Consider the following 26,693-nt stretch of genomic DNA (forward strand, 5'->3'; position numbering starts at 1 on the left):
CGCTGGAACTCCCCCTCGATGGCATCGGCATAGACGCGGCTTGGCTCCACCACCGCGAAATAGCGCACCGGCGAAGCGGTGGCCGCGAAATAGCCAAAGCTCGCGCCAATGACCAGGAACAGCGGCACCGCCGCCAGGCTCAGCCAGAAGCCCCAGGCTTTGACATACCCAAGATAATCGCGCCGGAAGACCAGATAGATGTTGCGCATCAGACAACCTCCCCTTCCGCCGGCATCGCGGGCGCGTCCAGCGCTGCCGCCTCCGCCTCGCCTACCAGCGAGACAAACACATCCCTCAGCCGCGCTTCTTCCGGCTGGAAGCCGATAATCGGCGCGCCCGCCTCCAGCACGGCGCGCAGCGCGTCCTGCGGCCCCTGCCCGGGCGCCAGATCCACCCGCCAAGCTTCACCCGGCCCCTTGTCGGCGGCGCGGTGAACGCCAAAGCCTTTCGGCGCCAGCGCCGCGGCGAGATCAAAGCCCGGCTCCAGTGTAATCCGCGCCCCGCTGCCCAGCGTGGCATAGGCGTCTTCCAGCGTGCCATCGAGCACCTTGCGGCCCCGCGCCAGCATCACGATCCGGTCGCACAGCCGTTCGGCATGTTCCATCACATGGGTGGAGAAAAGGATCGTTGCCCCGCGCGCATGTTCGGCCCGGATCAGATCTTCCAGCGTCTGCTGGTTCATCGGGTCGAGGCCGGAGAAGGGCTCATCGAGAATGAGAAAATCCGGGCGGTGGGCCAGCGTGGAGAGGATCTGCACCTTCTGCGCCATGCCCTTGGAGAGTTTGGAAATGCGCGTCGTGCGGAACTTGCCGAGGCCGGTCGCCTCCAGCAGCTCATCGGCCCGGGCACGCGCGTCACTGGCGCTGAGGCCCTTCAGGCGGCCGAAATAGGTGATCGTATCGCGCGCGGTCATCTTCTTGTAGAGGCCGCGTTCCTCTGGAAGGAAGCCTACGCGCTTCAGGTTCTTCAGCTCCGGCCGCGCGCCGAACAGGCGCACTTCGCCCTCATCCGGCGCCATCACGCCCAGCGACATCCGCAGGCTGGTCGACTTGCCCGCCCCGTTGGGACCCAGAAAGCCGACAATCTGCCCGGCAGGCACCTCGAATGACAGGTCATTGACGGCGGTGAATGCGCCGAACCGCTTGGTCGCGTGTGACAGGATAAGTGGCGCGTCGCTCAAAAGCGGCCTCCCAGAACCGGACAGACTCTCAACTTTAGCGAGTTTCGATAAAGTTCAAGAGGGTATGCGGCAGAAGGCTTTGCGGCGGCGTTAACCGCGCCCTCAAATTCCTCAGGCGTTTGCTAGAGAAGAACGCCGAACAGCCAGATGAAGGCCTGCACCACCAGAGCGAGGCCGATCATCACCACAACGGTCGCCATCCAGCGGCCGCCGAGGTTCAGGAACAGGCCGGCGCCGAAGCCGAGGATCGCCATCAGGCCGAGGGCAACCACCCAGTTGAGGCCAATGGCAATTGCCAGGGTCGCATAGCCCACCACCATGATGGTGATCAGCGAACCCCAGGTGGAGCCGGTGATGAAGCCATCCCAGGTCGCTTTCTGGCCGTGGATGTCCATTTCACCGCGATGATATTCCTGGCTCGCCATGAGGGCCTCCCCGACTACAGATTGTGACTTCAGATTACTGACAGGCCGCCTTCTACCCAAGCCCTCTGCCACGTTCAAGCGCGGCAAAGCGCGCGCCATCAATTGAGCGGCTGTTTACGTTTGGCGGATTTGGGCGGCTTTGGCGCAAACGGCGCGGGCAGCGGCATCGCCGGGATGCCTTCCTCTGCCAGCGCTTCGCGTTCCTCCGGCGTCGTCTCACCCCAGATCGGGCGGTGATCCTGCTCGCCATAATAGATGGCGCGGGCCTCTTCGGCGAAATCTTCGCCAACATAATCAAAGTTCTGCGAGACATGTTCGCGGGCGCGCCGGACAAATTCCTTCACCAGCGCCTCCTCATCCATCTTGCCCGGCAGCGCCTTGTCCGACGGGCGCACGGCCGGCGCCATGATCTGCTTACCCACCCTGTGGCCGCCGCATTCCGGGCAATCGATCTGCTTGCGCTTGGCCAGGCGGTCAAACGCTTCGGAGCTGGCAAACCAGCCCTCGAACTCGTGATCGCAGTCACCACAGATCAGCGCGTAGAGAATCACCGCGAACGCTCCGCCCTTCAGGCCTGCGCCAGCATCGGATCGAGCTTGCCGGCCCGCTCCAGCGCCATCATGTCATCGCAGCCGCCGATATGCGTCTCGCCCACAAAGATCTGCGGAAAGGTGCGCCCGCCATTGGAGCGCTGGATCATCTCTTCGCGCAGCTTGGGATCCATGCCAGCGTCGATTTCCTTGAAGTCGGCGCCCTTTTCCTTGAGCAGGGCCACGGCGCGGGTGCAGTACGGGCAGAACTGGCGGGTGTAGATCGTAACCTTGGCCATGGCGCGAACTCCTTTCGTCAAAACCTGGACATTTCCGGACAGTCTGGGCCCGAAGTGTCATCAAGCGGTTATATGGTGACATCCGTTGCCCGGACAACGCGCGCCAGCACCAGAACGTCGATCTGCCGCGCGCCTGCCCGTTTCAGGGCCCGCACGCACGCATTCAGCGTCGCCCCGGTCGTCAGCACGTCATCCACCAGCAGCACGCGCTTGCCTTCCACCAGCTTGCGGCGGGAGGGGCGCACGTCAAAGGCGCCGGTCACGTTCCGCCGCCGCGCGCGGGTCGAGAGGCCCGCCTGGCTGGGTGTACGCCGCGTACGCCTCAGCCCGTCGACGCAGACACGCCGCCGGGAGGCCTGCCCGATGGCCTGGGCCAGCCAGGCGGACTGGTTGAAGCCCCGCATCACGAGGCGGGTATAGTGCAGCGGCACGGGCACGATCAGATCGGCCTCCTCCACCAGCGGGGCGCCCGCCTGCAGCATCCAGCCGGCGAGGATGTCCAGCCCGTCGCGGCGGCCGGCGCGCTTCAGGTCCAGCACCGGGCGGCGGGAGATGTCGTCATACACAAAGGCCGCGCGCGCCCGGCCCCATCTGGGCGGCCGGGCGATGCAGGCAGGGCATTCGGCCTCCGGCCCGGCATCATACGCCTGCGGGGCGCCGCAGCGATGGCAGACGGGGTCTGTAATGAAACGGATTTTTGTGAACTCGTCGGGCCTGAGCGGCCCGGCGCCTTCGCCCCGGTCGCCGCTGATCAGGGAGCGCGGCGGCCAGAGGAAATCCCGTGTCTGGCGGAATAGGCTCTTGGCCGCGAGCGCGCCAGCCTTCATATCCCCGCTCATGCCCCCCTCCCCTCAATCCCCGTCCCCGCCGCAGATCTTCGACCGCGACAAGCTGCGCCGGCGGCGCCAGGCCTTTGCCCGCCACTATCCGGACTATGACTTCCTGCGCGCCCGCGTGTCGAGCGATCTTGAAACGCGGGTGGCCGACACGCCGCGCATTTTCGAGACAATGCTGGAACTGGGCGGGGCAGAGGGCGGACTTTCCCGGACACTTCTTGGACAAAACCGGACAAAATCGGTCATCGTCGGCGACACCGCGGACCTCTTCCTGAAGGCCGCGGCCACCAGCGGCCTGGAAGCGGTCTTCGCCGATGAGGAAGCCCTGCCATTCGGAACGGAACGTTTCGATCTGGTTATCTCGCCCCTCACCCTTCACTGGGTAAACGACCTGCCGGGCGCCCTCGTCCAGATCCGCCGCGTGCTGAAACCCGATGGCCTCTTCCTCGGCGCACTGTTCGGGGCCGGCACGCTGGCAGAGCTGCGCGAGGTGTTGACCGAGGCGGAAACAGACCTCACCGGCGGCCTCAGCCCCCGCCTCTCCCCCCTGCCCGGCCTGCGGGACATGGCAGGCCTCCTCCAGCGCGCGGGCTTTGCCCTGCCGGTGGCCGACCGCGATACGGTGACCGTTCGCTACAAGACGCCGGAGGGTCTGCTGCGTGATCTCAAGGGGATGGGCGAGCGCGCCGCTTTCACGCGCGGGGTCAGCCGGCCGCTGCCCCGGCGGGTGCTGGCGCGGGCGATGGATCTTTACAGGGAGCGGTTCTCTGATCCTGATGGCCGCGTGCGCGCGACGTTCGAGATCGTTCACCTGTCAGGCTGGGCGCCGGCACCGGGGCAGCCTCAGCCGCTGAAACCCGGAAGCGCGAAGGCCAGCATGGCAGACGCTGTGCGCCGCGCGGGCGAGCCGGGCAGTGAAGGCTGAAAGGCGCCCTGACCGGACCGCTCAGATGCCGACGAGGTTCTCTTCGATTGTCTTGTATATTTCGTCATTGGCGTCCCCGAAGGAGTAGAGGCTGCCAATGATGGCGAGGACCATGAGCCCGGCGATCAGCCCGTACTCAATGGCCGTGGCGCCACGTTCGTCTTTCGCCCATTGGCGCATACGGGATTTGAACAGGCGCATCATCGCTCCGCAAAGGTTTGGTCCATGAGCCAGTCGAACAGGGGGAGGTCTGCTGGTGGCGCCGGATAATCTCGCAGCCTTGCAGGCTCTACCCAGGCGATGGCTTGCCCTTCGCGCGGATGGAGGACCCCGGTCCAGCTCTCACAAGCATACAATGGCATCAACAGATGAAAGTCGGGGTAAGTGAAGCTCGCAAATGTCAGCGGCTTCAGTTCCTCTTCCTTAACCGTAATCGACAGCTCTTCGGCCAGTTCCCGCACCAGCGCGGCCTCCGGCGTTTCGCCGGGGTCGATCTTGCCGCCCGGAAACTCCCACAGCCCGGCCAGCTGCTTGCCCTCCGGGCGCTGGGCCAGAAGGATGCGGCCTTTCTCATCGATCAGCGCGGCCGCAACGACCAGCAGCAGGCGCCGGCTCATGTCCGGTAGGCGCCGTTGATGTCGACATAGCCATGGGTGAGATCGCAGGTCCACACCGTCGCCCGGCCGGTGCCCACGCCAACCGAAACGCGGATCGCGAATTCGCTTTTGGCAAATACGGCGCTGGCAGCGGCCTCATCATAATTGGGCGCGCGCGCGCCGCCTTCGGCCACCTGAACATCGTCAAACCAGATGGCGAGACGGTCCAGCTCGATCGGCTCATACGCCTTGCCGACCGCCATGACGATCCGGCCCCAGTTGGCGTCGCCCGCCGCCATCGCGGTCTTGATGAGGGGCGAGTTGGCAATCTCGCAGGCAATCTTCTTGGCCGAAGCGGGGGACGCAGCGTCTTCCACGGTGATGGTGGCCACCTTGCTCGCCCCTTCCCCGTCCTTCACCACCTGCATGGCAAGGTCGAGGCAAACCTCTTTCAGCGCGGCCGTGAAGGCGCGGAAGCGGAGGTCTTCTTCCGAGGTGACCGGCGCCATGCCGCTCGCCCCGGTCGCAAACACCATCAGCGTGTCGGAGGTGGAGGTGTCGCCATCCACCGTGATCGAGTTGAACGTCTCGTCGGCCACCTGTTTCAGCGCGGTTTGCAGCAGCTCCGGCGCGATGGCCGCATCGGTGAAGACGTAGGACAGCATCGTCGCCATGTTCGGCGCGATCATGCCCGAGCCCTTGGCGATGCCGGCAAAGCGCACTTCGGTGCCGTCAATGCTGGCCACCGTGCCCGCGCCCTTGGGATAGGTGTCGGTCGTCATGAAGGCGCGCGCCAGGCGTTCCCAATCCGGCGCGCCGAGCTTCCCGGCCAGCTCCGGCACAAAGGCGCCCACATAGTTGGGGTCAGACAGCGGCTCGCCGATGACACCGGTGGCGGCGAGGAAGCAATGCTCCTTCTTCACGCCGAGGGTCTGGGTCAGCGCTGCCAGGGTCGCCTCATTCTTCGCCGCGCCCTTGGGCCCAGTGAAGGCGTTGGAGTTGCCCGAATTGGCCACCAGCGCCACCGCCTGCCCCCCGCCCTGCTCCAGCGCCTGCCGGCACCAGCGCACATCCGCCGAGGCCGTCAGCGAGCGGGTATACACCCCGCCGCAAGCCGTGCCGGGGTCGAACACCACCAGGAACACGTCATCGCGCGTGATGCCCCGGCGCGCATAGAAGCCGCGGCTGCCGGCGGCGGCCTTGAGGCCGCGCACAGCCGGAAGCGCCGGAAAAGCGGCAGGGGCAAAAGGCGAAGGGGTCAGGTTCACAGTTCATCTCCGGTAAGGGCTTTGGCCGGGGCGGGCGCGCTTTCCGGCGTATAGGTCTGGCCATCCACCTTCTCGATATTCGCCTCGGTACGCAGGCGGCGGAGAATGCGGCTGACTTCACTGAGCGTCAGGAAGGTGGCGATCTCCGGCCGCATCTCCTCGCGCGTCTTGGGCGGTTCGGTGCGGCGGTCCTTGACCTTCAGGATGCGCCAGCTGCCCTCCACTTCAAATGGCGGCGAGACTTCGCCCACCGCCGTATTGGCAATCACCACCGGATAGGGATCGGGCAGATCATTGGGCGCGACATAGCCCAGGTCCCCATTCTCCATCCGGGTGGCGCTGTCCCTGGAATGGTTGAAGACGAGGCTCTCGAACGGCTCGCCCGCTTCCACGCGCAGCCAGACGGCCTCGGCCTCCTCCTCCGTATCGGTGACGATATGGGCCACCGACACCTGATCATTGACCTGCTGCAGGCGCACCTGCTCGGCATACATCTTGTCGATGATCTCGTCGGTCACCTGCTGGGCCACCACGCTTTCCACAAGAAGGTTGCCCATGATCCGCTCCTGCGCCATTTCGAGGCGGCGCTGGGCGGCGGGGTCTTTCTCCAGCCCCAGCCGGTGGGCTTCCTGCGCCATCAGCTTCTGGTCGATCAGCTGGTCGAGCACCTGCTTGTAGGCCTCGTCCCCGCTGCGCAGCGCCGCGCCGGAGACCACCAGCCCCCGCGCCACGGCTTCCAGTTCCACATCCGCCGTATAGATCGCCTCGCCATTGACCCGGGCCGCCACCTCGCGGCTCACTTCCCGCCTCTGCTTCTCGTCCAGCTGGAAGCCATCCTGCGAGCAACCGGCCAGCGCCAGCGCCGCCAGGGCGGTACAAAGGACAGTAAAATCAGCGCGCCGCCGGGTCATGGGCCACACCTCTCTGGCTGAAGGCGCCGCATTGACACCCTTTGGCGGCGTTCTTAAGTCTGCCCCGCGCGCTGGTCGAGTGGTTTCATCCGGTGAAAGCGCGGTGGGAGAACCCGGAAAAGTCCTGTAAGATGTCTGGCAGGATTAGAAATTTTCACCCGAACTGGTTGGTGCTGCTTATATGCTTTCCATAGCTCGCAAGATTTTCGGTACGGTCAATGACCGTAAACTCAAGCCGCTTCAGGCGCGGGTAAACCGGATCAACGCACTCGAGCCGATCATGGAGGCGCTGTCGGACCAGTCCCTCAAGGGCAAGACCGCAGAGTTCCGCAAGCGCCTGGCTGATGGCGCCACCCTCGACAGCCTGCTGGAAGAAGCCTTCGCGGTCGTCCGGGAAGCGGCCAAGCGCGTCAACAACATGCGCCATTTCGATGTGCAGCTGATGGGCGGCATGATCCTGCATTCCGGCGCCATCGCCGAGATGCGCACGGGCGAAGGCAAGACGCTGGTGGCCACCCTCGCCGCCTATCTCAATGCCCTTGAAGGCAAGGGCGTCCACGTCATCACCGTCAACGACTATCTCGCCCGCCGCGACGCTGACTGGATGGGCCGCATCTATGCCGCCCTCGGCATGTCGACCGGCGTGATCGTCCACGGCATCTCCGAGGACGAGCGCAAGGCCGGCTACGCCGCCGACATCACCTATGGCACGAACAACGAGTTCGGCTTCGACTATCTGCGCGACAACATGAAATACTCGCTGGACCAGATGGCCCAGCGCGGCCACCATTACGCCATCGTCGACGAGGTGGACTCCATCCTCATCGACGAAGCGCGCACGCCGCTGATCATCTCCGGCCCGACCGATGACCGCTCCGAGCTTTACATGGCGGTCGACAGCCTGATCCCGCGCCTGGAAGAGGGTGATTTCGAGCTGGACGAGAAACAGCGCTCGGTCGTCTTCACCGAAACCGGCACCGAGAAGATGGAAGAATGGCTCACCGAGATGGGCGTGCTGGAAGGCTCGCTCTGGGAGCCCTCGAACATCACCCTCGTTCACCATTCAAACCAGGCCCTGCGCGCTCACAAGCTTTATTCGCGGGACAAGGACTACATCGTCAAGGACGATTCGGTGATGCTGATCGACGAGTTCAGTGGACGGATGATGGAAGGCCGCCGCCTCTCCGAAGGCCTGCACCAGGCCATCGAGGCGAAAGAGCGCGTCGAGATCAAGCCGGAAAACCAGACGCTGGCCTCGATCACCTTCCAGAACTATTTCCGCCTCTACAAGAAGCTCGCCGGCATGACCGGCACCGCGCTGACCGAAGCGTCCGAATTTGCCGACATCTACAAGCTGGAAGTGGTTGATCTGCCCACGAACAGGCCCGTGCGCCGCCTGGACGAGGATGATGTCGTCTACCGCACCGCCAAGGCAAAATATGCCGAGATCATAAAGGAAGTGCGCGCGGCCAATGCCAAGGGCCAGCCGATCCTGCTCGGCACCGCCTCGATCGAGAAATCCGAACTCCTCTCCCACCTCCTCACCGCGCAGCGCATTCCGCACAAGGTGCTGAACGCGCGCCATCACGAGCAGGAAGCCTTCATCGTGGCCGAGGCCGGCGTGCCCGGCGCCGTTACCGTCGCCACCAACATGGCCGGCCGCGGCACCGACATCCAGCTCGGCGGCAACTATGACATGCGCCTCGAAAATGAGCGCACCGCAAAGGAAAAGGCCCTTGGCCGCGCCCTGTCGGAAGGCGAAATCTCGCTGCTCGGCGCGCAGATCAAGGCAGATATCGAAGTCAAGAAAAAGCAGGCGCTGGACGCGGGCGGCCTCTATGTTCTGGGCACGGAGCGTCACGAAAGCCGCCGCATCGACAACCAGCTGCGCGGCCGGACGGGCCGTCAGGGCGACCCCGGAAAATCGAAATTCTACATCTCCATCGAAGACGATCTGATGCGCATCTTCGCGGCCGACCGGATGGACGCCGTGATGCGCCGCCTCGGCATCAAGGAAGATGAGGGCATAACCCATCCCTGGATGAACAAGGCGATGGAAACCTCGCAGCGCAAGATCGAGGAACGCAACTTCGAGATCCGCAAGAACGTCCTCAAATATGACGACGTGATCAACGACCAGCGCAAGGCCATCTTCGAGCAGCGCATGGAATTCCTGCGCTCCGATGATGTCTCCGATGTGATCGAGGACATGCGCGAAAGCGTCATCGAGGCGCTCGTTTCCCGCACGATGCCGGAAAAGGCGTATGCGGAGCAATGGGATATCGCCGGGCTTGAGGAAAGCCTGCGGTCAGACCTCGCCCTGGAACTTCCGGTGCGCGACTGGGCCGCCGAAGAGGGCGTGGCCAATGAGGAAATCGCCGGCCGCATCCGTGAGGCCGTCAATGCCCATTATGCCGATCTCATTGCGCAGATCGGCGCGCCGCAGATGCGCCGCATCGAGAAACAGTTCCTGCTTCAGGTGCTCGACCTGCGCTGGCGCGAACACCTCCAGCAGATCGACCAGCTGCGCTCGGTGATCCACCTGCGCTCCTATGGCCAGCGCGATCCGCTCAACGAGTTCAAGCGCGAAGCCTTCAACCTGTTCGACAGCCTGCTGAGCGAACTGCGCGCCACGGTCACCCGCTCGCTGATGCATATCCGCGTGCAGCAGGCCCCGGCCCAGCAGCCCCAGCCGGTGGCCCCGCCGCCGCGCGCCCAGCCGCCGCAGCAGATCCACGAGACCAAGCTCGATCCCGATACCGGCATCAACGAGATGGACCCGGACGACACCACCCCGCCGCCCGGCCCGCCGCTGCACCAGGCCGAAGACGACTGGTCCAACACGCCGCGCAACTCCCCCTGCCCCTGCGGCTCGGGCAAGAAATACAAATACTGCCACGGCGCCATCGTTCCGCAGAAGGCCTGATAGGCCGAATAACCGGGATCTCCGGTTCGTCACTCCCGATGGCCGAAGGCCATCTGGGAGCCTATCTCCTGCCCGCGCCGCTCTCCCGATCTATCTGGAGATGGGCACCCGGATGCGCTGACGCGCATCGGGTGTGACGAGGAGGGCGGGGCAGCGGAAAAGAAGCACCCCTCCCGGAAAACGAAGCCCCTCCCCCGCTTCAGGGGGGAGACCTCCCTACGCGGGAGAACGCCAAACGATGGACCCGCTGCCCGTTCAAAGCCCCGGTCAAAACCGGGTAGCGGTTGGCGCCCGGTTGGAGTTTTCGGGCCAGCCGTTGGAGTTTTCGTTGGAGTTTTTTTGCGTCTTTTTCCCTCTGAGGGCCCCCGCAAAATTCCCCTGAGGGGCGAGCGCTTATCCGGTGGACAAGCTCAGCCCATCTTGCCCCGCCCGCCGCGCCGGGCGAGCCATACTCCGCCGAGGATCAGCGCCAGGGCAAGGCCCGCATTCCAGCTTTGGGTCTCGCGGAAGAACAGCCAGCCGAACGCTGCCCCCGCCACCGGCACCGAATAGCCCGTCAGCGACTGGAACGTCGCCCCCGCCCGCGCCACCAGCGCCATGTAGAGCACCTGCGCCACCCCCGAGGGGCCAAGGCCGAGCCCCGCCACCGCCGCCCAATGATGCCAGTCTGCCGAAACCGTGGCCGGATCGACGGTGAACACGAGCGGCCAGGAAAGCACCGCCGAAACGGAAATGAACCCCGCCGCCATCGGGATTGCCTCCATCGGCGGGGCAGCCCGCGCGATCAGCGTGCTGGCCGAGAAGGCGAGCGTCGCCAGCAGAAGCAGCAGCTGCGCCGTCATGCTGGCCGAGCCGAAATGGCGGACCGCGTCCGGGCCGAACAGCGCCACCACACCGGCAAAGCCGAGCAGGATGCCAAGGCCGGTGTTCCGGGTCATGCGCTCTGCGGCAAACAGCAGGCTGGCGCCCAGGGTCACGAACACCGGCGCCGCAGCGGTGTAGAGCGCGGCCAGGCTGGAATCGACCGTTTGCTGGGCCACGGTGATCAGGAAGAAGGGGATCAGCGAGCCGATGACCCCCATGGCGATGATGACGCCCCAGCGGCGCCGGTCGCTCAGCGGCGGCAGGCGCTTTTCGAGCGCGAACATCAGGATCAGCAGGAACACCGCCCCGCCGGTCAGCCGGCCGGGGAGTACCCATTCGGGGGGCAGGCCTTCGGCGGTGTCCTTGCCAACAGCAATGCGTGTCAGGCCATAGGCCCCGGCCCACAGAATTGTCAGCACGGTGAAGATGATCCAGACGGCCAGAGGGCGGCGTCCGGTGCCTGACTGCGCCGTTCCGGGCATTGTCATCGTTGTCTCCCAGCCGCGTCTCTGCGCCGCCTGTCTCCCCTCCGGACTAGCACGCAGCTTGCAAGCAGCAAGGCGGAAATCCTGTTTGTCCCGTTTCGCGTCGCGGTGCCGCACAGTGCGGGGTGGACGGGGCGGACACACCCATTTAAAGGGGCGCAAGCCTGTGAATTTGCTCGCCCAAGAGGAGAAATAAAGATGACCGTTCGTGTAGCCATCAACGGATTCGGCCGCATCGGCCGCCTGGTTCTTCGGTCGATCATCGAGCATGGACGCACCGATATCGAAGTGGTGGCCATCAACGATCTCGGACCCGTCGAAACCAATGCCCACCTGCTCCGCTTCGATTCGGTACATGGCCGTTTCCCGGCGGATGTGAAGGTCGATGGTGACAAGATTGTCATCAATGGCAAGCCAATCCTCGTGACGGCCATCCGTGATCCGAAGGATCTGCCCCACCGCGAACTCGACGTGGATATCGCGATGGAATGCACCGGCATCTTCACCTCCAAGGACAAGGCCTCCGCCCACCTCGCCGCCGGCGCCAAGCGCGTGCTGGTTTCGGCCCCAGCTGATGGCGCAGACCTCACGGTTGTCTATGGCGTCAACCATGACAAGCTGAAGAAAGAATTCACCGTCGTCTCCAACGCGTCGTGCACCACCAACTGCCTCGCCCCGGTCGCCCAGGTCCTGCACAAGGCCGTCGGCATCGAAAAAGGCATGATGACGACGATCCATTCGTACACGAACGACCAACCGTCGCTCGACCAGATGCACAAGGACCTCTACCGGGCCCGCGCCGCCTCGCTGTCGATGATCCCGACCTCGACCGGCGCCGCCAAGGCCGTCGGCCTCGTGCTGCCGGAACTGAAGGGCAAGCTCGACGGTATCTCGGTGCGCGTGCCGACCCCGAACGTGTCGGTCGTTGACCTGAAATTCGTCGCCAAGAAAGCCACTACGCCGGAAGAAATCAACGCCGCCATCAAGGCCGCCGCTGATGCCGGCCCGCTGAAGGGCATCCTCGGCTACACCGAAGTCCCGAACGTGTCGTCGGACTTCATCCATGACGACCGCTCCTCTATTTTCCACCTCGACCAGACCAAGGTGATGGACGGCAACTTCGTCTCCATCATGACCTGGTATGACAATGAGTGGGGCTTCTCGACCCGCATGGCCGACACCGCCCTTGCGATGGCGAAGCTGATCTAAGCCCCTCCCCCGCCGCTCGCCCCCGCGAAGGCGGGGGCCTCGCGCGGCATGTAACCCTTCACGCGCCCCCGCCCTGGCGGGGGTGACCGGAGATACGCGATGCCCGCCTTCAAACGCATTCCTGACGCAGGAAACCTCACCGGCAAGGTCGCGCTGGTCCGCGTCGACTTCAACGTGCCGATGGAAAATGGTCTGGTGACGGACGATACGCGCCTGCGCGCCGCCGTCGATACGGTCCAATCCCTGCGCACCGCGGGCGCCAAGGTCGCCCTGCTCGCTCATTTCGGCCGCCCCAAGGGCGAGCGTGTTGCCGAGATGAGCCTCGCCCCCATCGCCGGCGCCTTCGCCAAGGTGCTCGGCGCCAATGTCAGCTTCATTGCCGACTGCAAGGGCGATCATGTGAAACAGGCGATTGCCGAGCTTCCGCCCGCCGGCGTGATCCTCCTGGAGAACACCCGCTTCTACAAGGGCGAGGAAAAGGGCGACGCAGACCTGGCCAGGGAAATCGCCGCGCTTGGCGACCTCTATGTCAACGACGCGTTCTCCGCCGCCCACCGCCGCCATGTCTCGACGGCCGTGCTGGCAGACCTGCTGCCCGCCTATGCCGGTGTCACGATGGAGGCCGAACTCGACGCACTCGACAAGGCGCTCGGCCAGCCCGAACGCCCGGTGATGGCCATCGTTGGCGGCGCGAAGGTCTCCTCCAAGATCGACCTCCTGAAAAACCTCGTCTCGAAGGTCGACATGCTGGCCATCGGGGGCGGCATGGCCAACACATTCCTCGCCGCAGATGGCGTGAATGTCGGCAAGTCGCTCTGCGAGCATGACCTCGCCGAAACCGTCCGCGAGATTCAGGCGGCTGCAAAGGCAGCCGGCTGCGAGATCCTGCTGCCGCGCGATGTGGTGGTGGCCAGGGAATTCAAGGCGAACGCCGAAAACCGTACCTGCGGCCTCAGCGATATTGCGGCCGATGAAATGGTGCTCGACGCGGGCGCCGAAACCATCCGCCATCTGACCGGTGCTCTCTCCCGCGCCAAAACCGTGATCTGGAACGGCCCGCTCGGCGCCTTCGAACTGACGCCTTTCGACACCGCCACCGTGAAGCTGGCCGAGGCTGCTGCCGGCCTTGCCAAGTCCGGCAAGCTGGTGGCCGTGGCCGGCGGCGGGGATACGGTTGCCGCGCTTAACCATGCGGGCGTGGCAGATGATTTCACCTTCGTCTCCACCGCAGGCGGAGCATTCCTGGAATGGATGGAAGGCAAGGAGCTTCCGGGCGTCACCGCCCTGCTCAAATAGCCGCCACCTGACTGCTTCGCGGCGCCGTTCTTGCAAGGGGCGCCACAAAGCGGACAAGAATCCAAGTCAGTTAGCCACCAACGAACGAACCTACCGGGACACAAACATCATGATGAACGCACAAATGGCGAAACAGGTCGCCGAAAAGCCTGGCTTTATCGCGGCGCTCGATCAGTCGGGCGGCTCGACTCCGAAAGCCCTGCGCCTCTATGGCATCCAGGAAAGCGCCTATAACAATGATGAGGAAATGTACGCCCTCATCCACCAGATGCGCGCCCGGATCATCAAATCCCCCGCCTTCACCGGCGAGAAGGTCGTTGGCGCCATCCTGTTCGAGCGCACCATGGAGGGCGAGATCGACGGCATTCCGACCGCAGAATATCTCTGGACGAAGCGTCAGGTCGTTCCCTTCCTGAAGGTCGACAAGGGCCTCGCCGACGAGAAAGACGGCGTGCAGCTGATGAAGCCGATGCCGGAGCTGGACACCCTGCTCGAACGCGCTGTTGCCAAGGGCATCTTCGGAACCAAGATGCGCTCGGTCATCAATGCCGCCAATGCAGAAGGAATCGCTGCCGTCGTTGCCCAGCAGTTTGATGTCGGCCGCCAGATCCTCGGCCACGGCCTGATGCCGATTATTGAGCCGGAAGTGACCATCACCATCGCCGACAAGGCAGAGGCTGAAGAGATCCTGCTGGCCGAGATCCTGAAACAGCTCGACGCCCTGGGTCATGACAAGCAGGTCATGCTGAAACTGTCGCTGCCGGAGAAAGCCAACCTCTACAAGCCGCTGGTCGACCATCCCCGCGTGATGCGCGTTGTGGCCCTGTCGGGCGGCTACAGCCGCGAGGAAGCCAACCGCCGACTTTCGGAAAATACCGGCATCATCGCCTCCTTCTCCCGCGCGCTGACCGAAGGCCTTTCGGCCCAGCAGGCAGACGGCGATTTCGACGCCGTGCTCGGGGAAACGATCGACTGCATCTGCGAAGCCTCCAAGGCAGGCTGACCGCTTGCCGCAGGGCTCGGCCCTTGAGGCGGGCGCAACTGCCCCCATTTCAGGAAGCGCAGCAGGCCCCTGCTGCGCTTTCTTGTTTCTGGAGGACTGACGCCGTGAAATGCCCCGTCGACAATGAAACCCTCGTGATTGCGGAGCGCTCCGGCGTCGAGATCGACTATTGTCCCAAATGCCGGGGCGTGTGGCTGGACCGGGGCGAACTCGACAAGATCATCGACCGCGCCGCCACCGTCATCCCCGCCCCTTCGGCGCCGCACCCCGAAGCCCACCGCCCGGAACATTTCCGCGACGAAGATCGCTTCCGCAGCCGCGATGATGATGATGACGACTGGAAATACCGGAAGGGCAAACGCTACAAGCGCGAAAGCTTCCTGAGCGACCTGTTCGACTTCTGAGGACACCAGACCCATGCTGGAAATGCGCCCGAACTGCGAATGCTGCGACCGTGATCTGCCCCCGGATGAACCCGGCGCCTTCATCTGCTCGTTCGAATGCACCTTCTGCGATGAATGCGCCGATGGCGATCTCGACGGGATCTGCCCCAATTGCCGGGGCGAGCTGGAACCCCGCCCGATGCGCCGGGGCGCCGCGCTGGCGAAAAATCCCGCCAGCACGAAACGCGTGCTGAAGAAGGGGTAGCGTCCCCTTCCCCCCGTATCAGCCTTTGGTGCCGGCCACGGGCGCGGCGGGCGAAAAGGGCGACTCCACGAATTTCAGCGCCAGCCGCCGTGCCAGTGGCGCGACGATCAGGATCGCCGGATAGGCCAGCATGAAGGCTAGGCCCCAGGAATGCATCCAGCGGCTGACGAAATCCGGCGGCAGGCCGACATTGATGGCCGTGATGGCGCCCGACATCAGGAAGCTCATGAAGAAGGCCATGAACAGGCCGAAGAGGGGCTGGAACAGGCGGACGGGCAGTTTCTTGGTCATGGGGTCAGTATCCCGGAATAGAATAGTTCCATTTTGGAACTTATTACCATTGCTGCGCGAGGTCTACGCCTTCCGTTGACTTCCCGTGGCCGGGGCGCCAGAGGCTGCTGCCATGTCTGACAAAGCCCCACCCCGCGCCCGCACACGCCTCTATCTGATCACACCGCCGCAGATCGGCGATGTTCAGGCCTTCGGAAAATCACTGGAGGACGCCCTCCGCGCCGGGGATGTGGCCTCGCTTCAGCTGCGCCTCAAGGGCCCGGACGGCATGGTAGATATGCAGGCCACGCGCGACGTTGGCCGCGCTGTCACTGCCATGGCGCAGGAAGCGGGCGTGGCCGTGCTGGTCAATGATTCCGCAGAGCTTGCCCGGGACCTCGGCGCCGACGGGGTACATGTCGGCTGGGATGACATGCCGGTGAAGACCGCCCGCAACCTGCTGGGGCCGGACGCCATCATCGGCGCCACCGCCAAGAACTCCTATCACCGCGCCATGCAGGCCGGCGAGGACGGGGCCGATTACGTCGCCTTCGGGGCCTTCTACCCCACAACCACCAAGGAAGGCACGGTGCCCGCCGAGCTGGAGCTTCTGGAAGTCTGGCAGGCCGCCATGCTGATCCCCTGCGTCGCCATCGGCGGCATCAAGGTGTCCAACGCCGCCCCGCTGGTCACCGCCGGGGCGGACTTCCTCGCCGTTTCCAGCGGCATCTGGGACCATGAAGAAGGCCCTGCCGCAGCGGTCAGGGCCTTCAACGCGATCTTCGACGAGCTGGCGCCCTGATCAGACGGCCGGCGGCACCACCGGCGGGACGCCCTTGGCGGTCTTGATGTCCCGCAGGTCATCGGCCATGCGGAACAGCAGCATGTACATCTCGCAGATGAAGCGCCAGAACAGCAGGCCCAGGGCCGCCCCGATCAGCGATCCGATCACCATGCCGATGCCGCCGAAAAAGCTGAAGCTCACCATGGTGCCAAGCCCCGACAGAACGCCGGCAATCAGGCCCAGGGCGATACCGATCAGCCCCAGATAGTAGAGGATGGTGATCAGCCGGGTGCCGATCAGCTTGTCGAATGACAGGAATTGAGTGAGCATGTCTTCAGCCCTCCTTTGCTCATGAGAGGCCACAGTGCCGGGAGTTGACGCTTACGGCAACCACCTTGAGCCCCCGAGGGCCCGTTAACACTCCGGCGCCTTGACCCTGAGCGATCAAAGGCTTACGCCCCCCGTTTCCGCCAGAAATGCGCCTAGACGAGACGTTCCCATGTCGAAACCCTCTCCCGTTGGAGCCGTGATGATCGCCGCCGCCCTCGCTGCAGGCCGCAGCCTGGCGCGCGATTTCGGCGAGGTTGAAAACCTGCAGGTCTCCCGCAAGGGCCCGGCCGACTTCGTCACCAGCGCCGACATGCGCGCCGAAGAGATCATCTATACCAGCCTCACCAAGGCCCGCCCCGGCTATGGCTTCCTGATGGAAGAGCGCGGTATCGTCGAAGGCACCGACAAGTCGAACAAGTTCATCGTCGACCCCCTGGATGGCACGCTGAATTTCATGCACGGCCAGCCCCATTACGCCGTCTCCATCGGCCTGGAGCGCGATGGCAGGCCGTTTGCCGGCGTCGTGTTCGATGTCGCCAAGAACGAGATCTTCTGGGCCGAAGTCGGCCGTGGCTGCTGGCTGGAACAGCGCAAGCTGCGCGTGGCCGCCCGCAAGAAGCTCGGCGAAGCGGTTGTCGCCACCGGCACGCCCTGGATGGGCAAGAGCGAGGAAAGCCACATCACCTTCGCCCGTGAAATGGCCGCCATGACGCCCGTCACCGCCGGCATCCGCCGCTATGGCTCGGCCGCGCTCGACCTCGCCTGGGTCGCCGCGGGCCGGTTTGACGCCTTCTGGGAACGCGGCCTGAAGCCCTGGGACATCGCCGCCGGCATCGTCCTGGTGCGCGAAGCAGGCGGCATCGTCGAGGAAATCGAAGGCGGCGATGTGATGAAAACCGGCAACATCCTCGCCGGTAATGAAGACATCGTGCCCGGCGTGAGGGAACAGCTGCGCCATGCCGGCTCCTTCGGCAAGGCTGCCAAGGTCTGATTTTCCGGGCGCTGGCCCAAGGAATTTGCACGGATACTGCCGGTTAAATTAACGTGACGCCCGCGTCACCTATTTCATTCTACGCAAAATCGCGTAGTCTCCGGCCCCATGACCCAGCTCGACACAGACATCCTCATCATCGGCGCCGGCCTCTCCGGCATTGGCGCTGCCGTGCATCTCACCAAGCGCAGCCCCGGCAAGCGCTACCGCATCTATGAGGCGCGAGACGCCATCGGCGGCACCTGGGACCTCTTCCGCTATCCCGGCATCCGCTCGGATTCGGACATGCACACGCTGGGCTATAATTTCAAACCCTGGACCGAGGCCAAGGCCATCGCCGACGGCCCCTCCATCCGCAAATACGTGAACGACACCGCCGATGAATACGGCGTCCGCAAGAACATCTCCTTCAACACGAAAATCGTCGCCGCCAACTGGTCGAGCGCCGATCAGGCCTGGACCGTCACCAGCGAAAACGTGAAAACCGGCGCGCAGGAAAAGACCACCTGCCGCTTCCTGTTCATGTGCGGCGGATACTACCGTTATGACGAGGGCTACCGCCCCGAATTCCCGAACGAAGCTGCCTTCCGGGGACAGATCATCCATCCCCAGCACTGGCCCGAAGACCTCGACTATTCGGGCAAGAAGGTCGTCGTCATCGGCTCTGGCGCCACCGCCATGACGCTGGTGCCCTCGATGGCGGAGAAGGCTGGCCATGTCACCATGCTGCAACGCTCGCCGACCTATGTGGTTTCCCGCCCGGCCGTCGATGGCCTCGCCAATTTCCTGCGCAAGATCCTGCCCGATCAGTGGGCCTATAATCTCATCCGCTGGCGGAACGTGGCCTTTCAGCAATTCTTCTTCCGCAAGACCCGGTCAGACCCGGCCGCAGCCCGCGAACGTCTGCTCAAGATGGTGCGCGAGGAACTCGGGCCCGATTATGACGTCGATAAACACTTCAACCCGGCCTATAATCCCTGGGAGCAACGCCTCTGCCTTGTTCCGGACTCTGACCTGTTCAACGCCCTGAAATCCGGCAAGGCCAGCATCGAGACCGACCATATCGAGCGCTTCACGGAAAAAGGAATCCTGCTGAAATCGGGCAAGGAGCTGGAAGCCGACATCATCGTCACCGCCACCGGCCTCAACCTTGTCTTCATGAACGGGGTGGAAGTCTCGCTCGACGGGGCCAAGGTCGATCCCGGCCGCCTGCTCAACTATAAGGGCGTGATGCTGTCGAACGTGCCAAACCTTGCGGTCACCTTCGGCTACACCAACGCCTCCTGGACGCTGAAAGCAGACCTGACCAGCGAATATGTCAGCCGCCTGATCAATCTGATGGACGAAAAGGGCGCCACCTCGGCCATGCCCTATCTCGCCGCCTTCCCGAACGAGACCGAGCCATTCGTCGACTTCTCCTCAGGCTATTTCCAGCGCGTCATGGACCAGTTCCCCCGCCAGCACACAGAGGCACCCTGGAAGCTCAACCAGAACTATTTCGTGGACCGCAAGAACCTCCGCGAGCTGCCCATCGAAGACGGCGTCATGCAGTTCCACATCCCCGCAAAGGCCGCCCCGGCAAAACCCGCCCTGCAAGCGGCGGAGTAAGCGCGATCCGTAGGGTGCATTAAGCGCAGCGCAATGCACCGCCATCGCTGCGTTTGCCACTTCCCCCTCCGCCCTCCGGGCACCTCCCCTGCGAAGCGGGGGAGGTAGATTGCGCTTGGCGCAAGACGGAGGGGGGATAAATCCAGCCCTATCCTCCCTCCGTGCACCGCTCGCCCCGTCATCCCGGAATTTGCGAAGCAAATATCCGGGACCCAGAAAGCCCAGCAAAACAAAGCTCTATCTGGATCCCGGTCTTTGCCTCCGGCAAAACCGGGAAGACGGCCGAGAAGTTTTTTGGGAAACTTATCCAACCGGGTCCTCAACGCCCCCATCCTCCGCGCATGGACATCACCGCGCCCCGCCCGGAACTCTGGACCCGCATCGCTGCCCTGCTCGGCGCGTTGCGGACCCTGCTGCGCGAGGCGGTGCCGGAACACTTCCACAAGATCGCTGCGGACGCCCGCGCCCAGCTCATCGCCGCCACCGCCCTGGTGCGCCGCTACATCCATGTGCTCGCCGCTGACATCATCCTCCCCGAACGCGCCGTTGGCGTTTCCCCGAAAAACTACAACGAAACTCCAAGGACAAACAAGGCGCGCCGCGAAGCCCTCTTCCGTCTCATCGAAGAAACGCGCCTCGCTCGCACCGCCTCAAAGTCAGACGGCGCAGACACCCCCTTCGTGCAATGGGCGCTGATGATGGAGGCCGCCCGGCGCCTCGCGCTCGTGCTCAACCATCCGGAAAGACACGCCCTGCGCCTCGCCCGGATGCTCCGCAGGCGGAAGGGCCGCGTCCTGAAGGATCTGCCCGTCCCCGGCCACATCATCCGCCGCCTGCCACCCTGGACCGATGCGCTGCTGCTCCGCCTGGATGAAGAAGCCCGGCCGCAGGATTGGGCCGGGATCAACAGCGGCTAGGCCCCCTCCGTCTTGCGCTGCGCGCAATCCACCTCCCCCGCTTCGCAGGGGAGGATAAGAGCGCTGCATGTAAGGCACAAAGCGAACCCTCGTCACCCTCGATGGCCAAAGGCCATCTGAGGGCCCAGCTCCTGCCGGTGACGCAGGCGCAAGGGGAAGGGTAAGGAAATGGGCCCTCAGATGCGCTCGCGCGCATCGAGGATGACGATGAATGGAGACCGCAAATGAAGCCCATAGCCCTTCCCGCCCCCTCAGATTAAACTCTCCCTCTCAACCCGAAGGAGGTTCCCGATGTGGCTCTGGCTTTTATGGTGGTGTGTGGATGATCATCTCGCCGCGGCGCTGGAAACGCCCGGTCTCGGCAACCTGCCGATCTGGGTGCCGCTGATCCTGTCCCTCGCCTTTTCCTTCTCCCTTGACGGCGCCCTGAAGCGCGACCGGAAGAAGCTGCTGGGCTGAGCCTTCAGCGCTCCGTGAACTGAAGTTCCGCCAGCCGCGCATAGAGCCCACCCTGCGCCACAAGGCTGTCATGGGTGCCCTCTTCGACGATCCGGCCATGCTCCATCACCAGGATACGGTCGGCCCGGCGAACGGTGGACAGGCGGTGGGCGATCACGATCGTCGTGCGCCCTTCGGCGGCATTCTCGATCGCCCGGCGTACGGCCGCTTCGCTTTCGGAATCGAGCGCCGAGGTCGCCTCATCCAGCAGCAGCACCGGCGCATTGCGCACCAGTGCCCGGGCGAGCGCAATCCGCTGGCGCTGGCCGCCCGAAAGGCTGCGCCCCTTCTGCCCAAGCTCGGTCGCCAGGCCTTCCTTTTCATCGAGGAAGCCCATCGCTTCGGCCATCCGCGCGGCCTGCTCAAGGATCGCGTCATCGGCGCGCTCGTCGCCAAAGCGGATATTGTCGGCGGCCGAGCCGGTGAACAGCGCGGCCTCTTGCGGCGCATAGGCGAAACACCGGCGCCAGTCATGCGGCTCGGCCTCCGTCGATGCCACGCCGTCCAGCCGGATTTGCCCCGCCTGCGGATCAAACAGGCGCAGCGCCAGCCGGAACACGGTCGTCTTCCCCGCCCCGCTTGGCCCCACCAGGGCAACAAACTCCCCCGGCTTCACATCCAGCGAGAAGTCTTCCAGCGCCGCCACGCTCTCCTCGCCATAGCGGAACGACACCCTGTCAAAGGTCAGCGCGCCAGGCCCCTTGGCGGGCAGCGGCTTGGGATTGGCCGGGGCGGAAATCTCCGGCACTGCGCGCAGCACTTCGGCCGCCCGGTCCGCTGCGCCGGCTGCCCGCATCACCTCGCCATAGACTTCCGCCAGCATCCCGAAGCCCGATCCGGCATAAGCGGCATAAAGCACCATCGTGGCAAGATCGCCAAAGCTCATCTCGCCGCTCGCCACCGCCCGCGCGCCCAGCCACAGAACGCCGGTAAAGCCGCCGAACAGCAGAACGGAAACCAGCACGATCATGATCGCCCGCGCGCCCGTCCGGCGCATCGCGGCGGCAAAGGTTGCCTCCACTGCGCGCTCAAAGGCCGAAAGCTGGCCCGCCTCGCGGCCATAGGCCTGGACAAGCTCGATGGAGTCGAGCGTCTCGGCCGCTTCTGCGCCCGCGTCCGCCAGGCGCGACTGAGCCTGGTTGGACATCTTCCGGATCGTCCGCCCGATGATCATCACCGGCAGGATCGCCACCGGCAACATCGCCAGCAGCGTCAGTCCCAGCTGCCAGTTCACCGCCAGCATCAGCGCCAGCGCGCCGGTGGTTGTCATCAGCGTTCGCGCCGCCAGTGAGGCCGACGATCCGAGGAACGTCTCCAGGAGCGTGATGTCCGCCGTCAGCCGGGAGACGGCTTCGCCCGAGCGCATCTTGGCGTGATAGGCAGGCGAGAGCTTCAGGAGATGGGCATAAATGTCCCGGCGCAGGTCAGCGGCAATCCGTTCGCCGAAGCGGGCAACAAAATAGAAGCGGATCGCGCCCAGGATGCCCGAGCCGACGGCGGCCGCAAACACCCAGAGGAAGGCCTGATCGATCAGCGCCTTGAGCAGCGCCGGGTCCTGCCCTGCCCGCTGCCCGGCATCGGCTGCCCGGCCGAGCAGCATGGGGATCGCCAGGCTGAGCACGGCCGCGGCCACCAGGAAGACCAGGGCCACGGTAACCGTGATCCAGTGCCGCCGGGCATAGGGCCATAGCAGCGCCAGCGGCTTCAGGCTGCGTCCGCGCGGACGGGCAATGGCTTCCCCGCCTTCAGGCAGGGTTGTGCGGCGATCATCCACGATACTGGGGCTGGAATCGGCCATCGGCCTGTCGTTTCTCCCTTTCGGACCGGCGGGCGCCGAATCCCTGTCAGCGCCTCTTGCGGGCGCCAAGCCTTTCCCTTATACGGCCCACTTCTAATTCCGGCTGAGACATGCCAGCGCACCCAGCTGCGTCAACCCGTTGCGAACCGTTTATGAGAGAGAGGCCCAGGCCATGAAAAAAGAAGGGCATCCCGACTATCACTTCATCACCGTGGTGATGACAGATGGCACCGAGTACCAGACCCGTTCCACCTGGGGCAAAGAGGGTGACCGCATGGTGCTCGACATCGACCCGAAAGTGCACCCGGCCTGGACCGGCGGCGAGGGCAAGTCCCTGGACCGCGGCGGCCGCGTTTCGCGCTTCAAGGACAAGTTCAAAGGCTTCGTGTAAGGCTTTCTGCTTCTACGCGATGTGTAGCGTGAAAAACCCCGGCCTTCTGGCCGGGGTTTTTTCTTTGCCCCGAAGAAATCACGATTCTTCCGGAAGTTGACATGGCCGCGCCCTCGCAATGACCCGCTCACTCCGGATGGAAGAGGCTCACTCCTCTTTCTCATCTGGATATGTCTCATGACCGAACCGTCCCCTGATTTGCCTTCCCCGTTCACCCTGCCTCTGCCGGAGCGCTCAGCGGGGTTGAAACTGATCCTTGTCTGCGGCCTCGCCCTGCTGATGGCGATCCCGGCGCTCTTCATTTACAGCGTGGTACGCGAACGCACGCTCGGCCAGATGCAAGCTTTCGCGGCCGTCAGTGATGGCGTTGGCGGGCAACAAGCCGTGCTTGGGCCGGTCATCTCGGTTCCGTTCGAGCATGCCCCATCCGCCCAGCGTGGGCAGCAGAAAGCCTATGGCATCGCTGTGATCTATCCCGAGACAGGCAGCGCCACCGCTGAGGTCAAGGTGGAAGAGCGCAAACGCGGGCTCTACCTCATTCCGGTGTTTGAAGCGGGCATCCATTTCACAGCCCGGTTCGATACAAATGCGATCCGGGATACACTACCCCGCGACGCCGTTCCCCTCTGGCATGAGGCCCGCCTGCTGACCGGCGTCAGCGACACGCGGGGCATTCGGGACGAAGTTGCGGTCACGGTAAACGGCCGCAAGCTGATGATGGAGCCCGTGGACCCCCAGACCAGGGAACCGGGCAGCTTTGCCATCGCCCCGCGCGCTTCGGTTTCTCTTGCGGGTGCCCGGCTCATCAACCTTGATACGGCAACCGGCCCGCTGACGGTGACAAGTCAGCTGAAGCTCAGCGGCGCCGAACGGCTGACAGTCGGCCCCTTTGCCAAGGACACATCCTTCAGCCTCTCCAGCAACTGGCCGGACCCGAGTTTCACCGGCGGCGTTCTTCCGCTGACGCATACCGCCGGCAAGGCGGAAACCGGATTTGAAGCCGCCTGGAGAGTTGCCTATCTGGCGCGCGGCATTCCGGGTTCCGGAACAGACCTCAATCTTGCCGATGTCACATCGCAGAACCAGCGTGAGATGGGTGTCCGGTTCATGCGGGAAGCCAACCCCTATCAGAGCGTGGAACGTGCCCTGAAATACTGTGTCATGTTCGTGGGCCTCGTTTTCCTTGCCTACTTTCTGCTGGAAATCATGAGCGCGGCACGCGCGCACCCGGCGCAGTATCTGCTTGTGGGTCTGGCACAGTCGGTCTTCTACCTGCTGCTATTGGCCTTTGCCGAGCGGATCGGATTTGATGGCGCCTTTGCACTTGCCGCCGGAATGACGGTTGCCCTGACTTCAGGCTATGCTGCCAGCGTTTTCCGGTCGGCGTATTACGCCCTCAAGGCACTAGTGATCCTCTCGGCAATTTACGGGCTGCTCTATGCCCTGATGCGCGCCGAAGGCTTCGCCCTGCTGGCCGGCGCTCTGGCAAGCTTTGCGGCCATCGGCCTCACCATGTTCGTCACACGGAACATCGACTGGTATGGCAGCCGGAAACCGGTTGCCATGAGCTGAAACCTCCCAGCCCTGGCGGGTACGCCTGCCAGGGTTTCCCCACCCGGCTCACCGTCGCAGGGCTAGAACCAGCCCGATGAAGGGAACGGCCACTTCCACCATCGCCCGCTCAAGCGGGCTTTTGGCAAACTTCCGGAAGTAACGCCCCAGGCTGCGGGCCTTCTGCTGCTGCACGAAGGCCGAGGGCACATCGGATGTGGAGGTGTAATGCAGCGCGCCGGCGAGCGGCTGGTAGATTACGCTGCCTCCGGCCTCGATGGCGCGGCGGCAGAGATCAACGTCCTCCACATGCAGGAAATAGGCTTCATCGAAACCGCCGAGCTGCTCGAAATCGGCCCGGCGCATGAGGAAGAAGGCGCCGGATATCGCCCCAATAGGCACCGGCCCGGGCGGTGGGGGCTCATTCTCCAGCGTCCAGCGGGAAAGGCCGAGCGCGGCGCTCAGCGTCAGCGTGGTGCGCCGGGCGCCGCGCTGTTCGCGCCCGTCGACGCCGAAGATGCGCCCGCCCGCTATTGCCGGCGCCGGCGCGCCCTCCAGCGCGGCCGCAAGCTGGCCCACCGAGCCACGCCGGATCACACAGTCGGGATTGATCACCAGCAGCTGCTCAGCGGCCGTTTCGCGGGCCAACCGGTTGACCGCCGCGCCAAAGCCCGGATTGTCCAGCCTCAGCAGCTTCGCCCGCCCGCCACAGGCGGTCACAAAGCCATCGAGCCAGGCCTGAACTTCGGGCGGGTTTCCGTTGTCCGCGATCACGATCTCGGAAACTGCCGGGTCGGCTTTCAGCGCATAGAGGCATTCGGTGAGCCGCGGACCGGTATGATAGGTCACGACCAGGGCAGCGGTCTGCGCGGGGGCGCTCATTCAGCCGCCTTGCCGCTGCGATGGAGCAGGATGAGCATGGCAACGGCAAGGGCAAGCCCAGACCAGAACGCTTCGTTCCATACGCTGTAGGAGAAGTTGAAGATACTGAAGGTGGCGCCCGCCATGCCGGCAATGGCGAAGCGGATTTCCGGACGCAGCTGCGAGGGGCGCGGCAGGCGGAACCCGATCACCGTGATGGCAAAGGCGGCCAGCATCGCCCCGACAAAGCCGGTCTCGGCCCAGATCTGCAGCGGCATATTGTGGGGATGCCCCGGCACGACGGGGAATTTTTTCCAGAATTCGGGGAGCTGCGCTGCCCAGGCCGGATAGTCAGCATAGGTCTCGCGCCATGTCCGGGTGGCCATCAGGCCGTGGCCCGTATAGGGCGCCTCCCCGATACGGTTCATCACCACCTCCCAGGACCAGAAACGGGACCGGAAAGACGGCGGCAGGATACTGTCCAGACCAGTCATCAGGCGGATGAACAGGCTGACCAGCAACGGCGCAGCCGCGAGATGTCCCGCAATGGCGCCAAACAGCCAGCGATAGCCGGTCTCGGGCAGCAGGCGGATCAGCAGGAAAGCGCCGAGCATGCCGCAGACGGCAAAGACGGCGGCATGATTGTCCGTCATCAGGGCGGCAAAAACCGTCAGCAGCACCAGGCCCGAAGCCCCCAGAAGACCGGCCCGGTCGCCCCGCGCGCCGAGCGCTGCGGCGAGGATCGGCAGAACCACCGCGAAGAGGTTGGTGTTGCGGCCGATATTCTGGACGCCGTTGACAACATCGCTGGGGTCATCGCCGTAAAGGAGTCTCAGCACCGGGCCAGAGGCCAGCGCCGAGATGAAAACCAGCGCGCCCTGCAGGGCCAGAACGCCATAGATCCATTTGCGTGTGCGCGGCCCCAGCTCGGAGCGCATCGCCCCGGCAATCGTCAGCATGGCGAATACGGCTGTGAGCACCACAATCAGGCTGCGCGCGCCGATGGCGAAGTTGCCTTCAAGCAGATTGCCGCTGACCAGCCGGCTTGTGGCGGGCGACCAGACCTCGCTGATGGCCGCCCAGCCGATGAAGGCAATGGCAAAGATGGCATAGAGGGTGGGCGGAATGCGGGGGCGCGCCAGGATCAGCGCGGTAATCCCCGTCACCCCGAGAAGCGGCGCAAAGCCAAGCGTTCCCAGCACGGCCAGAAGCGGCCAGAGCAGAAGCAGTCCGGCAAAGACAGGTCCGTAAGCCATTCTGCTCACTCTGGCCGTTGAGGACGGGGTTGTCACC

General features: G+C 64.5%; 29 protein-coding genes and 1 pseudogene. 14 read left to right on the forward strand and 16 right to left on the reverse strand.

Translation table 11 applies throughout. The annotated features are described in order from the left end of the window. The 6 genes and pseudogenes from C0456_RS11180 to C0456_RS11205 form a co-directional block, all read right to left on the reverse strand. Window positions 1-209, reverse strand: a pseudogene (locus C0456_RS11180) (ABC transporter permease); the annotation flags it as partial. Continuing rightward, the gene (locus C0456_RS11185) at window positions 209-1,180 is read right to left on the reverse strand and encodes an ABC transporter ATP-binding protein (protein WP_291051844.1); all 972 of its coding nucleotides are present in this window, start codon (window positions 1,178-1,180) and stop codon (window positions 209-211) included. The gene C0456_RS11185 and the pseudogene C0456_RS11180, both read right to left, overlap by 1 nt. Window positions 1,181-1,302: 122 nt before the next feature. Next, the gene (locus C0456_RS11190) at window positions 1,303-1,605 is read right to left on the reverse strand and encodes an aa3-type cytochrome c oxidase subunit IV (RefSeq protein WP_291051847.1); all 303 of its coding nucleotides are present in this window, start codon (window positions 1,603-1,605) and stop codon (window positions 1,303-1,305) included. A 98-nt stretch (window positions 1,606-1,703) separates the two neighbouring features. Continuing rightward, the gene (locus C0456_RS11195; protein ID WP_291051850.1) at window positions 1,704-2,156 is read right to left on the reverse strand and encodes a DUF1178 family protein; all 453 of its coding nucleotides are present in this window, start codon (window positions 2,154-2,156) and stop codon (window positions 1,704-1,706) included. A 17-nt stretch (window positions 2,157-2,173) separates the two neighbouring features. After that, window positions 2,174-2,434 (reverse strand): glutaredoxin 3, encoded by a 261-nt coding sequence (grxC, locus tag C0456_RS11200; protein WP_291051853.1) that lies wholly within the window; start codon window positions 2,432-2,434, stop codon window positions 2,174-2,176. Between the two features lie 68 nt (window positions 2,435-2,502). Then, window positions 2,503-3,273, reverse strand: a complete 771-nt coding sequence (locus C0456_RS11205; RefSeq protein WP_291051855.1) for a ComF family protein — start codon at window positions 3,271-3,273, stop codon at window positions 2,503-2,505. On the opposite strand from C0456_RS11205, the gene C0456_RS11210 reads away from it, so the two are divergent. After that, window positions 3,272-4,195, forward strand: coding sequence for a methyltransferase domain-containing protein (locus tag C0456_RS11210; protein ID WP_291051858.1), 924 nt, complete (start codon window positions 3,272-3,274; stop codon window positions 4,193-4,195). The two genes, C0456_RS11205 and C0456_RS11210, sit on opposite strands and share 2 nt — an antisense overlap. A gap of 21 nt (window positions 4,196-4,216) precedes the next feature. Here the strand turns inward: C0456_RS11210 and C0456_RS11215 are convergent, their stop codons facing one another. From C0456_RS11215 to C0456_RS11230, 4 genes are read right to left on the reverse strand one after another with little or no spacing between them, the layout of a single operon-like run. After that, entirely contained in the window at window positions 4,217-4,396 is a 180-nt protein-coding gene (locus C0456_RS11215; protein ID WP_291051860.1) for a Flp family type IVb pilin, read from the reverse strand. After that, entirely contained in the window at window positions 4,396-4,812 is a 417-nt protein-coding gene (gene mutT, locus C0456_RS11220; protein ID WP_291051863.1) for an 8-oxo-dGTP diphosphatase MutT, read from the reverse strand. Before mutT ends, C0456_RS11215 begins: the two co-directional genes overlap by 1 nt. Next, entirely contained in the window at window positions 4,809-6,059 is a 1,251-nt protein-coding gene (gene argJ / locus C0456_RS11225) for a bifunctional glutamate N-acetyltransferase/amino-acid acetyltransferase ArgJ (protein ID WP_291051865.1), read from the reverse strand. The genes mutT and argJ overlap by 4 nt, the downstream gene beginning before the upstream one ends. Next, window positions 6,056-6,970 carry a peptidylprolyl isomerase gene (locus tag C0456_RS11230; RefSeq protein WP_291051868.1) on the reverse strand — a complete coding sequence of 305 codons (915 nt, stop codon included), beginning with the start codon at window positions 6,968-6,970 and terminating at the stop codon, window positions 6,056-6,058. Before C0456_RS11230 ends, argJ begins: the two co-directional genes overlap by 4 nt. A gap of 181 nt (window positions 6,971-7,151) precedes the next feature. On the opposite strand from C0456_RS11230, the gene secA reads away from it, so the two are divergent. Then, a complete protein-coding gene (secA, locus tag C0456_RS11235; protein WP_291051870.1) occupies window positions 7,152-9,896 on the forward strand; it encodes a preprotein translocase subunit SecA in 2,745 nt (914 codons plus the stop codon). 410 nt (window positions 9,897-10,306) lie between these two features. Here the strand turns inward: secA and C0456_RS11240 are convergent, their stop codons facing one another. Then, window positions 10,307-11,248 carry a DMT family transporter gene (locus C0456_RS11240; RefSeq protein WP_291051872.1) on the reverse strand — a complete coding sequence of 314 codons (942 nt, stop codon included), beginning with the start codon at window positions 11,246-11,248 and terminating at the stop codon, window positions 10,307-10,309. 195 nt (window positions 11,249-11,443) lie between these two features. On the opposite strand from C0456_RS11240, the gene gap reads away from it, so the two are divergent. The 5 genes from gap to C0456_RS11265 all read left to right on the forward strand — a co-directional run bounded on the left by gap (window position 11,444) and on the right by C0456_RS11265 (window position 15,401). After that, complete coding sequence (gene gap, locus C0456_RS11245) at window positions 11,444-12,454, forward strand: type I glyceraldehyde-3-phosphate dehydrogenase (protein WP_291051875.1); 1,011 nt, start codon at window positions 11,444-11,446, stop codon at window positions 12,452-12,454. Between the two features lie 99 nt (window positions 12,455-12,553). Continuing rightward, window positions 12,554-13,750 (forward strand): phosphoglycerate kinase, encoded by a 1,197-nt coding sequence (gene pgk / locus C0456_RS11250; protein ID WP_291051878.1) that lies wholly within the window; start codon window positions 12,554-12,556, stop codon window positions 13,748-13,750. A gap of 109 nt (window positions 13,751-13,859) precedes the next feature. Next, on the forward strand, window positions 13,860-14,753 hold the full coding sequence (locus C0456_RS11255; protein ID WP_291051880.1) for a fructose bisphosphate aldolase: 894 nt from the start codon (window positions 13,860-13,862) through the stop codon (window positions 14,751-14,753). 104 nt (window positions 14,754-14,857) lie between these two features. Further along, window positions 14,858-15,157, forward strand: a complete 300-nt coding sequence (locus tag C0456_RS11260; protein WP_291051883.1) for a zf-TFIIB domain-containing protein — start codon at window positions 14,858-14,860, stop codon at window positions 15,155-15,157. Window positions 15,158-15,170: 13 nt separating this feature from the next. Next, window positions 15,171-15,401 carry a DUF1272 domain-containing protein gene (locus C0456_RS11265; protein ID WP_291051886.1) on the forward strand — a complete coding sequence of 77 codons (231 nt, stop codon included), beginning with the start codon at window positions 15,171-15,173 and terminating at the stop codon, window positions 15,399-15,401. Window positions 15,402-15,419: 18 nt separating this feature from the next. Here C0456_RS11265 and C0456_RS11270 read toward each other — a convergent pair whose 3' ends face one another. Continuing rightward, window positions 15,420-15,692, reverse strand: a complete 273-nt coding sequence (locus C0456_RS11270) for a DUF2798 domain-containing protein (protein ID WP_291051889.1) — start codon at window positions 15,690-15,692, stop codon at window positions 15,420-15,422. 112 nt (window positions 15,693-15,804) lie between these two features. Here C0456_RS11270 and thiE point away from each other — a divergent pair, with 112 nt between their 5' ends. Then, complete coding sequence (gene thiE / locus C0456_RS11275; protein WP_291051891.1) at window positions 15,805-16,473, forward strand: thiamine phosphate synthase; 669 nt, start codon at window positions 15,805-15,807, stop codon at window positions 16,471-16,473. On the opposite strand, the gene C0456_RS11280 is transcribed toward thiE, so the two are convergent. Continuing rightward, entirely contained in the window at window positions 16,474-16,785 is a 312-nt protein-coding gene (locus C0456_RS11280) for a DUF4282 domain-containing protein (protein WP_291051894.1), read from the reverse strand. A gap of 169 nt (window positions 16,786-16,954) precedes the next feature. Here C0456_RS11280 and C0456_RS11285 point away from each other — a divergent pair, with 169 nt between their 5' ends. From C0456_RS11285 to C0456_RS11300, 4 genes are all read left to right on the forward strand, one after another. Next, on the forward strand, window positions 16,955-17,776 hold the full coding sequence (locus C0456_RS11285) for an inositol monophosphatase family protein (RefSeq protein WP_291051897.1): 822 nt from the start codon (window positions 16,955-16,957) through the stop codon (window positions 17,774-17,776). A gap of 108 nt (window positions 17,777-17,884) precedes the next feature. Next, on the forward strand, window positions 17,885-19,384 hold the full coding sequence (locus C0456_RS11290; RefSeq protein WP_291051900.1) for an NAD(P)/FAD-dependent oxidoreductase: 1,500 nt from the start codon (window positions 17,885-17,887) through the stop codon (window positions 19,382-19,384). Window positions 19,385-19,725: 341 nt separating this feature from the next. Further along, on the forward strand, window positions 19,726-20,301 hold the full coding sequence (locus C0456_RS11295; protein ID WP_291051902.1) for a hypothetical protein: 576 nt from the start codon (window positions 19,726-19,728) through the stop codon (window positions 20,299-20,301). A 291-nt stretch (window positions 20,302-20,592) separates the two neighbouring features. Next, entirely contained in the window at window positions 20,593-20,760 is a 168-nt protein-coding gene (locus tag C0456_RS11300; protein ID WP_291051905.1) for a hypothetical protein, read from the forward strand. A gap of 4 nt (window positions 20,761-20,764) precedes the next feature. On the opposite strand, the gene C0456_RS11305 is transcribed toward C0456_RS11300, so the two are convergent. Then, the gene (locus C0456_RS11305) at window positions 20,765-22,597 is read right to left on the reverse strand and encodes an ABC transporter transmembrane domain-containing protein (RefSeq protein ID WP_291051907.1); all 1,833 of its coding nucleotides are present in this window, start codon (window positions 22,595-22,597) and stop codon (window positions 20,765-20,767) included. 172 nt (window positions 22,598-22,769) lie between these two features. Between C0456_RS11305 and rpmE the strand changes: the two genes are divergently transcribed. Next, window positions 22,770-22,988 carry a 50S ribosomal protein L31 gene (gene rpmE, locus C0456_RS11310; protein WP_011648164.1) on the forward strand — a complete coding sequence of 73 codons (219 nt, stop codon included), beginning with the start codon at window positions 22,770-22,772 and terminating at the stop codon, window positions 22,986-22,988. Window positions 22,989-23,165: 177 nt separating this feature from the next. Beyond that, window positions 23,166-24,560, forward strand: a complete 1,395-nt coding sequence (gene creD / locus C0456_RS11315) for a cell envelope integrity protein CreD (protein ID WP_291051909.1) — start codon at window positions 23,166-23,168, stop codon at window positions 24,558-24,560. 48 nt (window positions 24,561-24,608) lie between these two features. Here the strand turns inward: creD and C0456_RS11320 are convergent, their stop codons facing one another. Next, window positions 24,609-25,421 (reverse strand): glycosyltransferase family 2 protein, encoded by an 813-nt coding sequence (locus C0456_RS11320; protein ID WP_291051911.1) that lies wholly within the window; start codon window positions 25,419-25,421, stop codon window positions 24,609-24,611. Further along, window positions 25,418-26,656 carry an O-antigen ligase family protein gene (locus tag C0456_RS11325; protein ID WP_291051913.1) on the reverse strand — a complete coding sequence of 413 codons (1,239 nt, stop codon included), beginning with the start codon at window positions 26,654-26,656 and terminating at the stop codon, window positions 25,418-25,420. The genes C0456_RS11320 and C0456_RS11325 overlap by 4 nt, the downstream gene beginning before the upstream one ends. Window positions 26,657-26,693: the final 37 nt, after the last annotated feature.

The organism is Hyphomonas sp. (genome assembly GCF_013823385.1).
Taxonomy (GTDB): domain Bacteria; phylum Pseudomonadota; class Alphaproteobacteria; order Caulobacterales; family Hyphomonadaceae; genus Hyphomonas.

What these genes read in the sequence shown, in the direction of transcription:
- creD (WP_291051909.1), top strand. Translation starts at nt 23,166, where the DNA reads ATGACCGAACCGTCCCCTGATTTGCCTTCCCCGTTCACCCTGCCTCTG.
- C0456_RS11270 (WP_291051889.1), bottom strand. Translation starts at nt 15,692, where the DNA reads ATGACCAAGAAACTGCCCGTCCGCCTGTTCCAGCCCCTCTTCGGCCTG.
- C0456_RS11290 (WP_291051900.1), top strand. Translation starts at nt 17,885, where the DNA reads ATGACCCAGCTCGACACAGACATCCTCATCATCGGCGCCGGCCTCTCC.
- pgk (WP_291051878.1), top strand. Translation starts at nt 12,554, where the DNA reads ATGCCCGCCTTCAAACGCATTCCTGACGCAGGAAACCTCACCGGCAAG.
- thiE (WP_291051891.1), top strand. Translation starts at nt 15,805, where the DNA reads ATGTCTGACAAAGCCCCACCCCGCGCCCGCACACGCCTCTATCTGATC.
- C0456_RS11205 (WP_291051855.1), bottom strand. Translation starts at nt 3,273, where the DNA reads ATGAGCGGGGATATGAAGGCTGGCGCGCTCGCGGCCAAGAGCCTATTC.
- C0456_RS11295 (WP_291051902.1), top strand. Translation starts at nt 19,726, where the DNA reads ATGGACATCACCGCGCCCCGCCCGGAACTCTGGACCCGCATCGCTGCC.
- C0456_RS11325 (WP_291051913.1), bottom strand. Translation starts at nt 26,656, where the DNA reads ATGGCTTACGGACCTGTCTTTGCCGGACTGCTTCTGCTCTGGCCGCTT.
- C0456_RS11230 (WP_291051868.1), bottom strand. Translation starts at nt 6,970, where the DNA reads ATGACCCGGCGGCGCGCTGATTTTACTGTCCTTTGTACCGCCCTGGCG.
- C0456_RS11215 (WP_291051860.1), bottom strand. Translation starts at nt 4,396, where the DNA reads ATGCGCCTGTTCAAATCCCGTATGCGCCAATGGGCGAAAGACGAACGT.
- C0456_RS11320 (WP_291051911.1), bottom strand. Translation starts at nt 25,421, where the DNA reads ATGAGCGCCCCCGCGCAGACCGCTGCCCTGGTCGTGACCTATCATACC.
- secA (WP_291051870.1), top strand. Translation starts at nt 7,152, where the DNA reads ATGCTTTCCATAGCTCGCAAGATTTTCGGTACGGTCAATGACCGTAAA.
- C0456_RS11240 (WP_291051872.1), bottom strand. Translation starts at nt 11,248, where the DNA reads ATGACAATGCCCGGAACGGCGCAGTCAGGCACCGGACGCCGCCCTCTG.
- gap (WP_291051875.1), top strand. Translation starts at nt 11,444, where the DNA reads ATGACCGTTCGTGTAGCCATCAACGGATTCGGCCGCATCGGCCGCCTG.
- mutT (WP_291051863.1), bottom strand. Translation starts at nt 4,812, where the DNA reads ATGAGCCGGCGCCTGCTGCTGGTCGTTGCGGCCGCGCTGATCGATGAG.
- C0456_RS11300 (WP_291051905.1), top strand. Translation starts at nt 20,593, where the DNA reads ATGTGGCTCTGGCTTTTATGGTGGTGTGTGGATGATCATCTCGCCGCG.
- C0456_RS11255 (WP_291051880.1), top strand. Translation starts at nt 13,860, where the DNA reads ATGATGAACGCACAAATGGCGAAACAGGTCGCCGAAAAGCCTGGCTTT.
- C0456_RS11265 (WP_291051886.1), top strand. Translation starts at nt 15,171, where the DNA reads ATGCTGGAAATGCGCCCGAACTGCGAATGCTGCGACCGTGATCTGCCC.
- C0456_RS11210 (WP_291051858.1), top strand. Translation starts at nt 3,272, where the DNA reads ATGCCCCCCTCCCCTCAATCCCCGTCCCCGCCGCAGATCTTCGACCGC.
- grxC (WP_291051853.1), bottom strand. Translation starts at nt 2,434, where the DNA reads ATGGCCAAGGTTACGATCTACACCCGCCAGTTCTGCCCGTACTGCACC.
- C0456_RS11285 (WP_291051897.1), top strand. Translation starts at nt 16,955, where the DNA reads ATGTCGAAACCCTCTCCCGTTGGAGCCGTGATGATCGCCGCCGCCCTC.
- C0456_RS11305 (WP_291051907.1), bottom strand. Translation starts at nt 22,597, where the DNA reads ATGGCCGATTCCAGCCCCAGTATCGTGGATGATCGCCGCACAACCCTG.
- C0456_RS11280 (WP_291051894.1), bottom strand. Translation starts at nt 16,785, where the DNA reads ATGCTCACTCAATTCCTGTCATTCGACAAGCTGATCGGCACCCGGCTG.
- rpmE (WP_011648164.1), top strand. Translation starts at nt 22,770, where the DNA reads ATGAAAAAAGAAGGGCATCCCGACTATCACTTCATCACCGTGGTGATG.
- C0456_RS11190 (WP_291051847.1), bottom strand. Translation starts at nt 1,605, where the DNA reads ATGGCGAGCCAGGAATATCATCGCGGTGAAATGGACATCCACGGCCAG.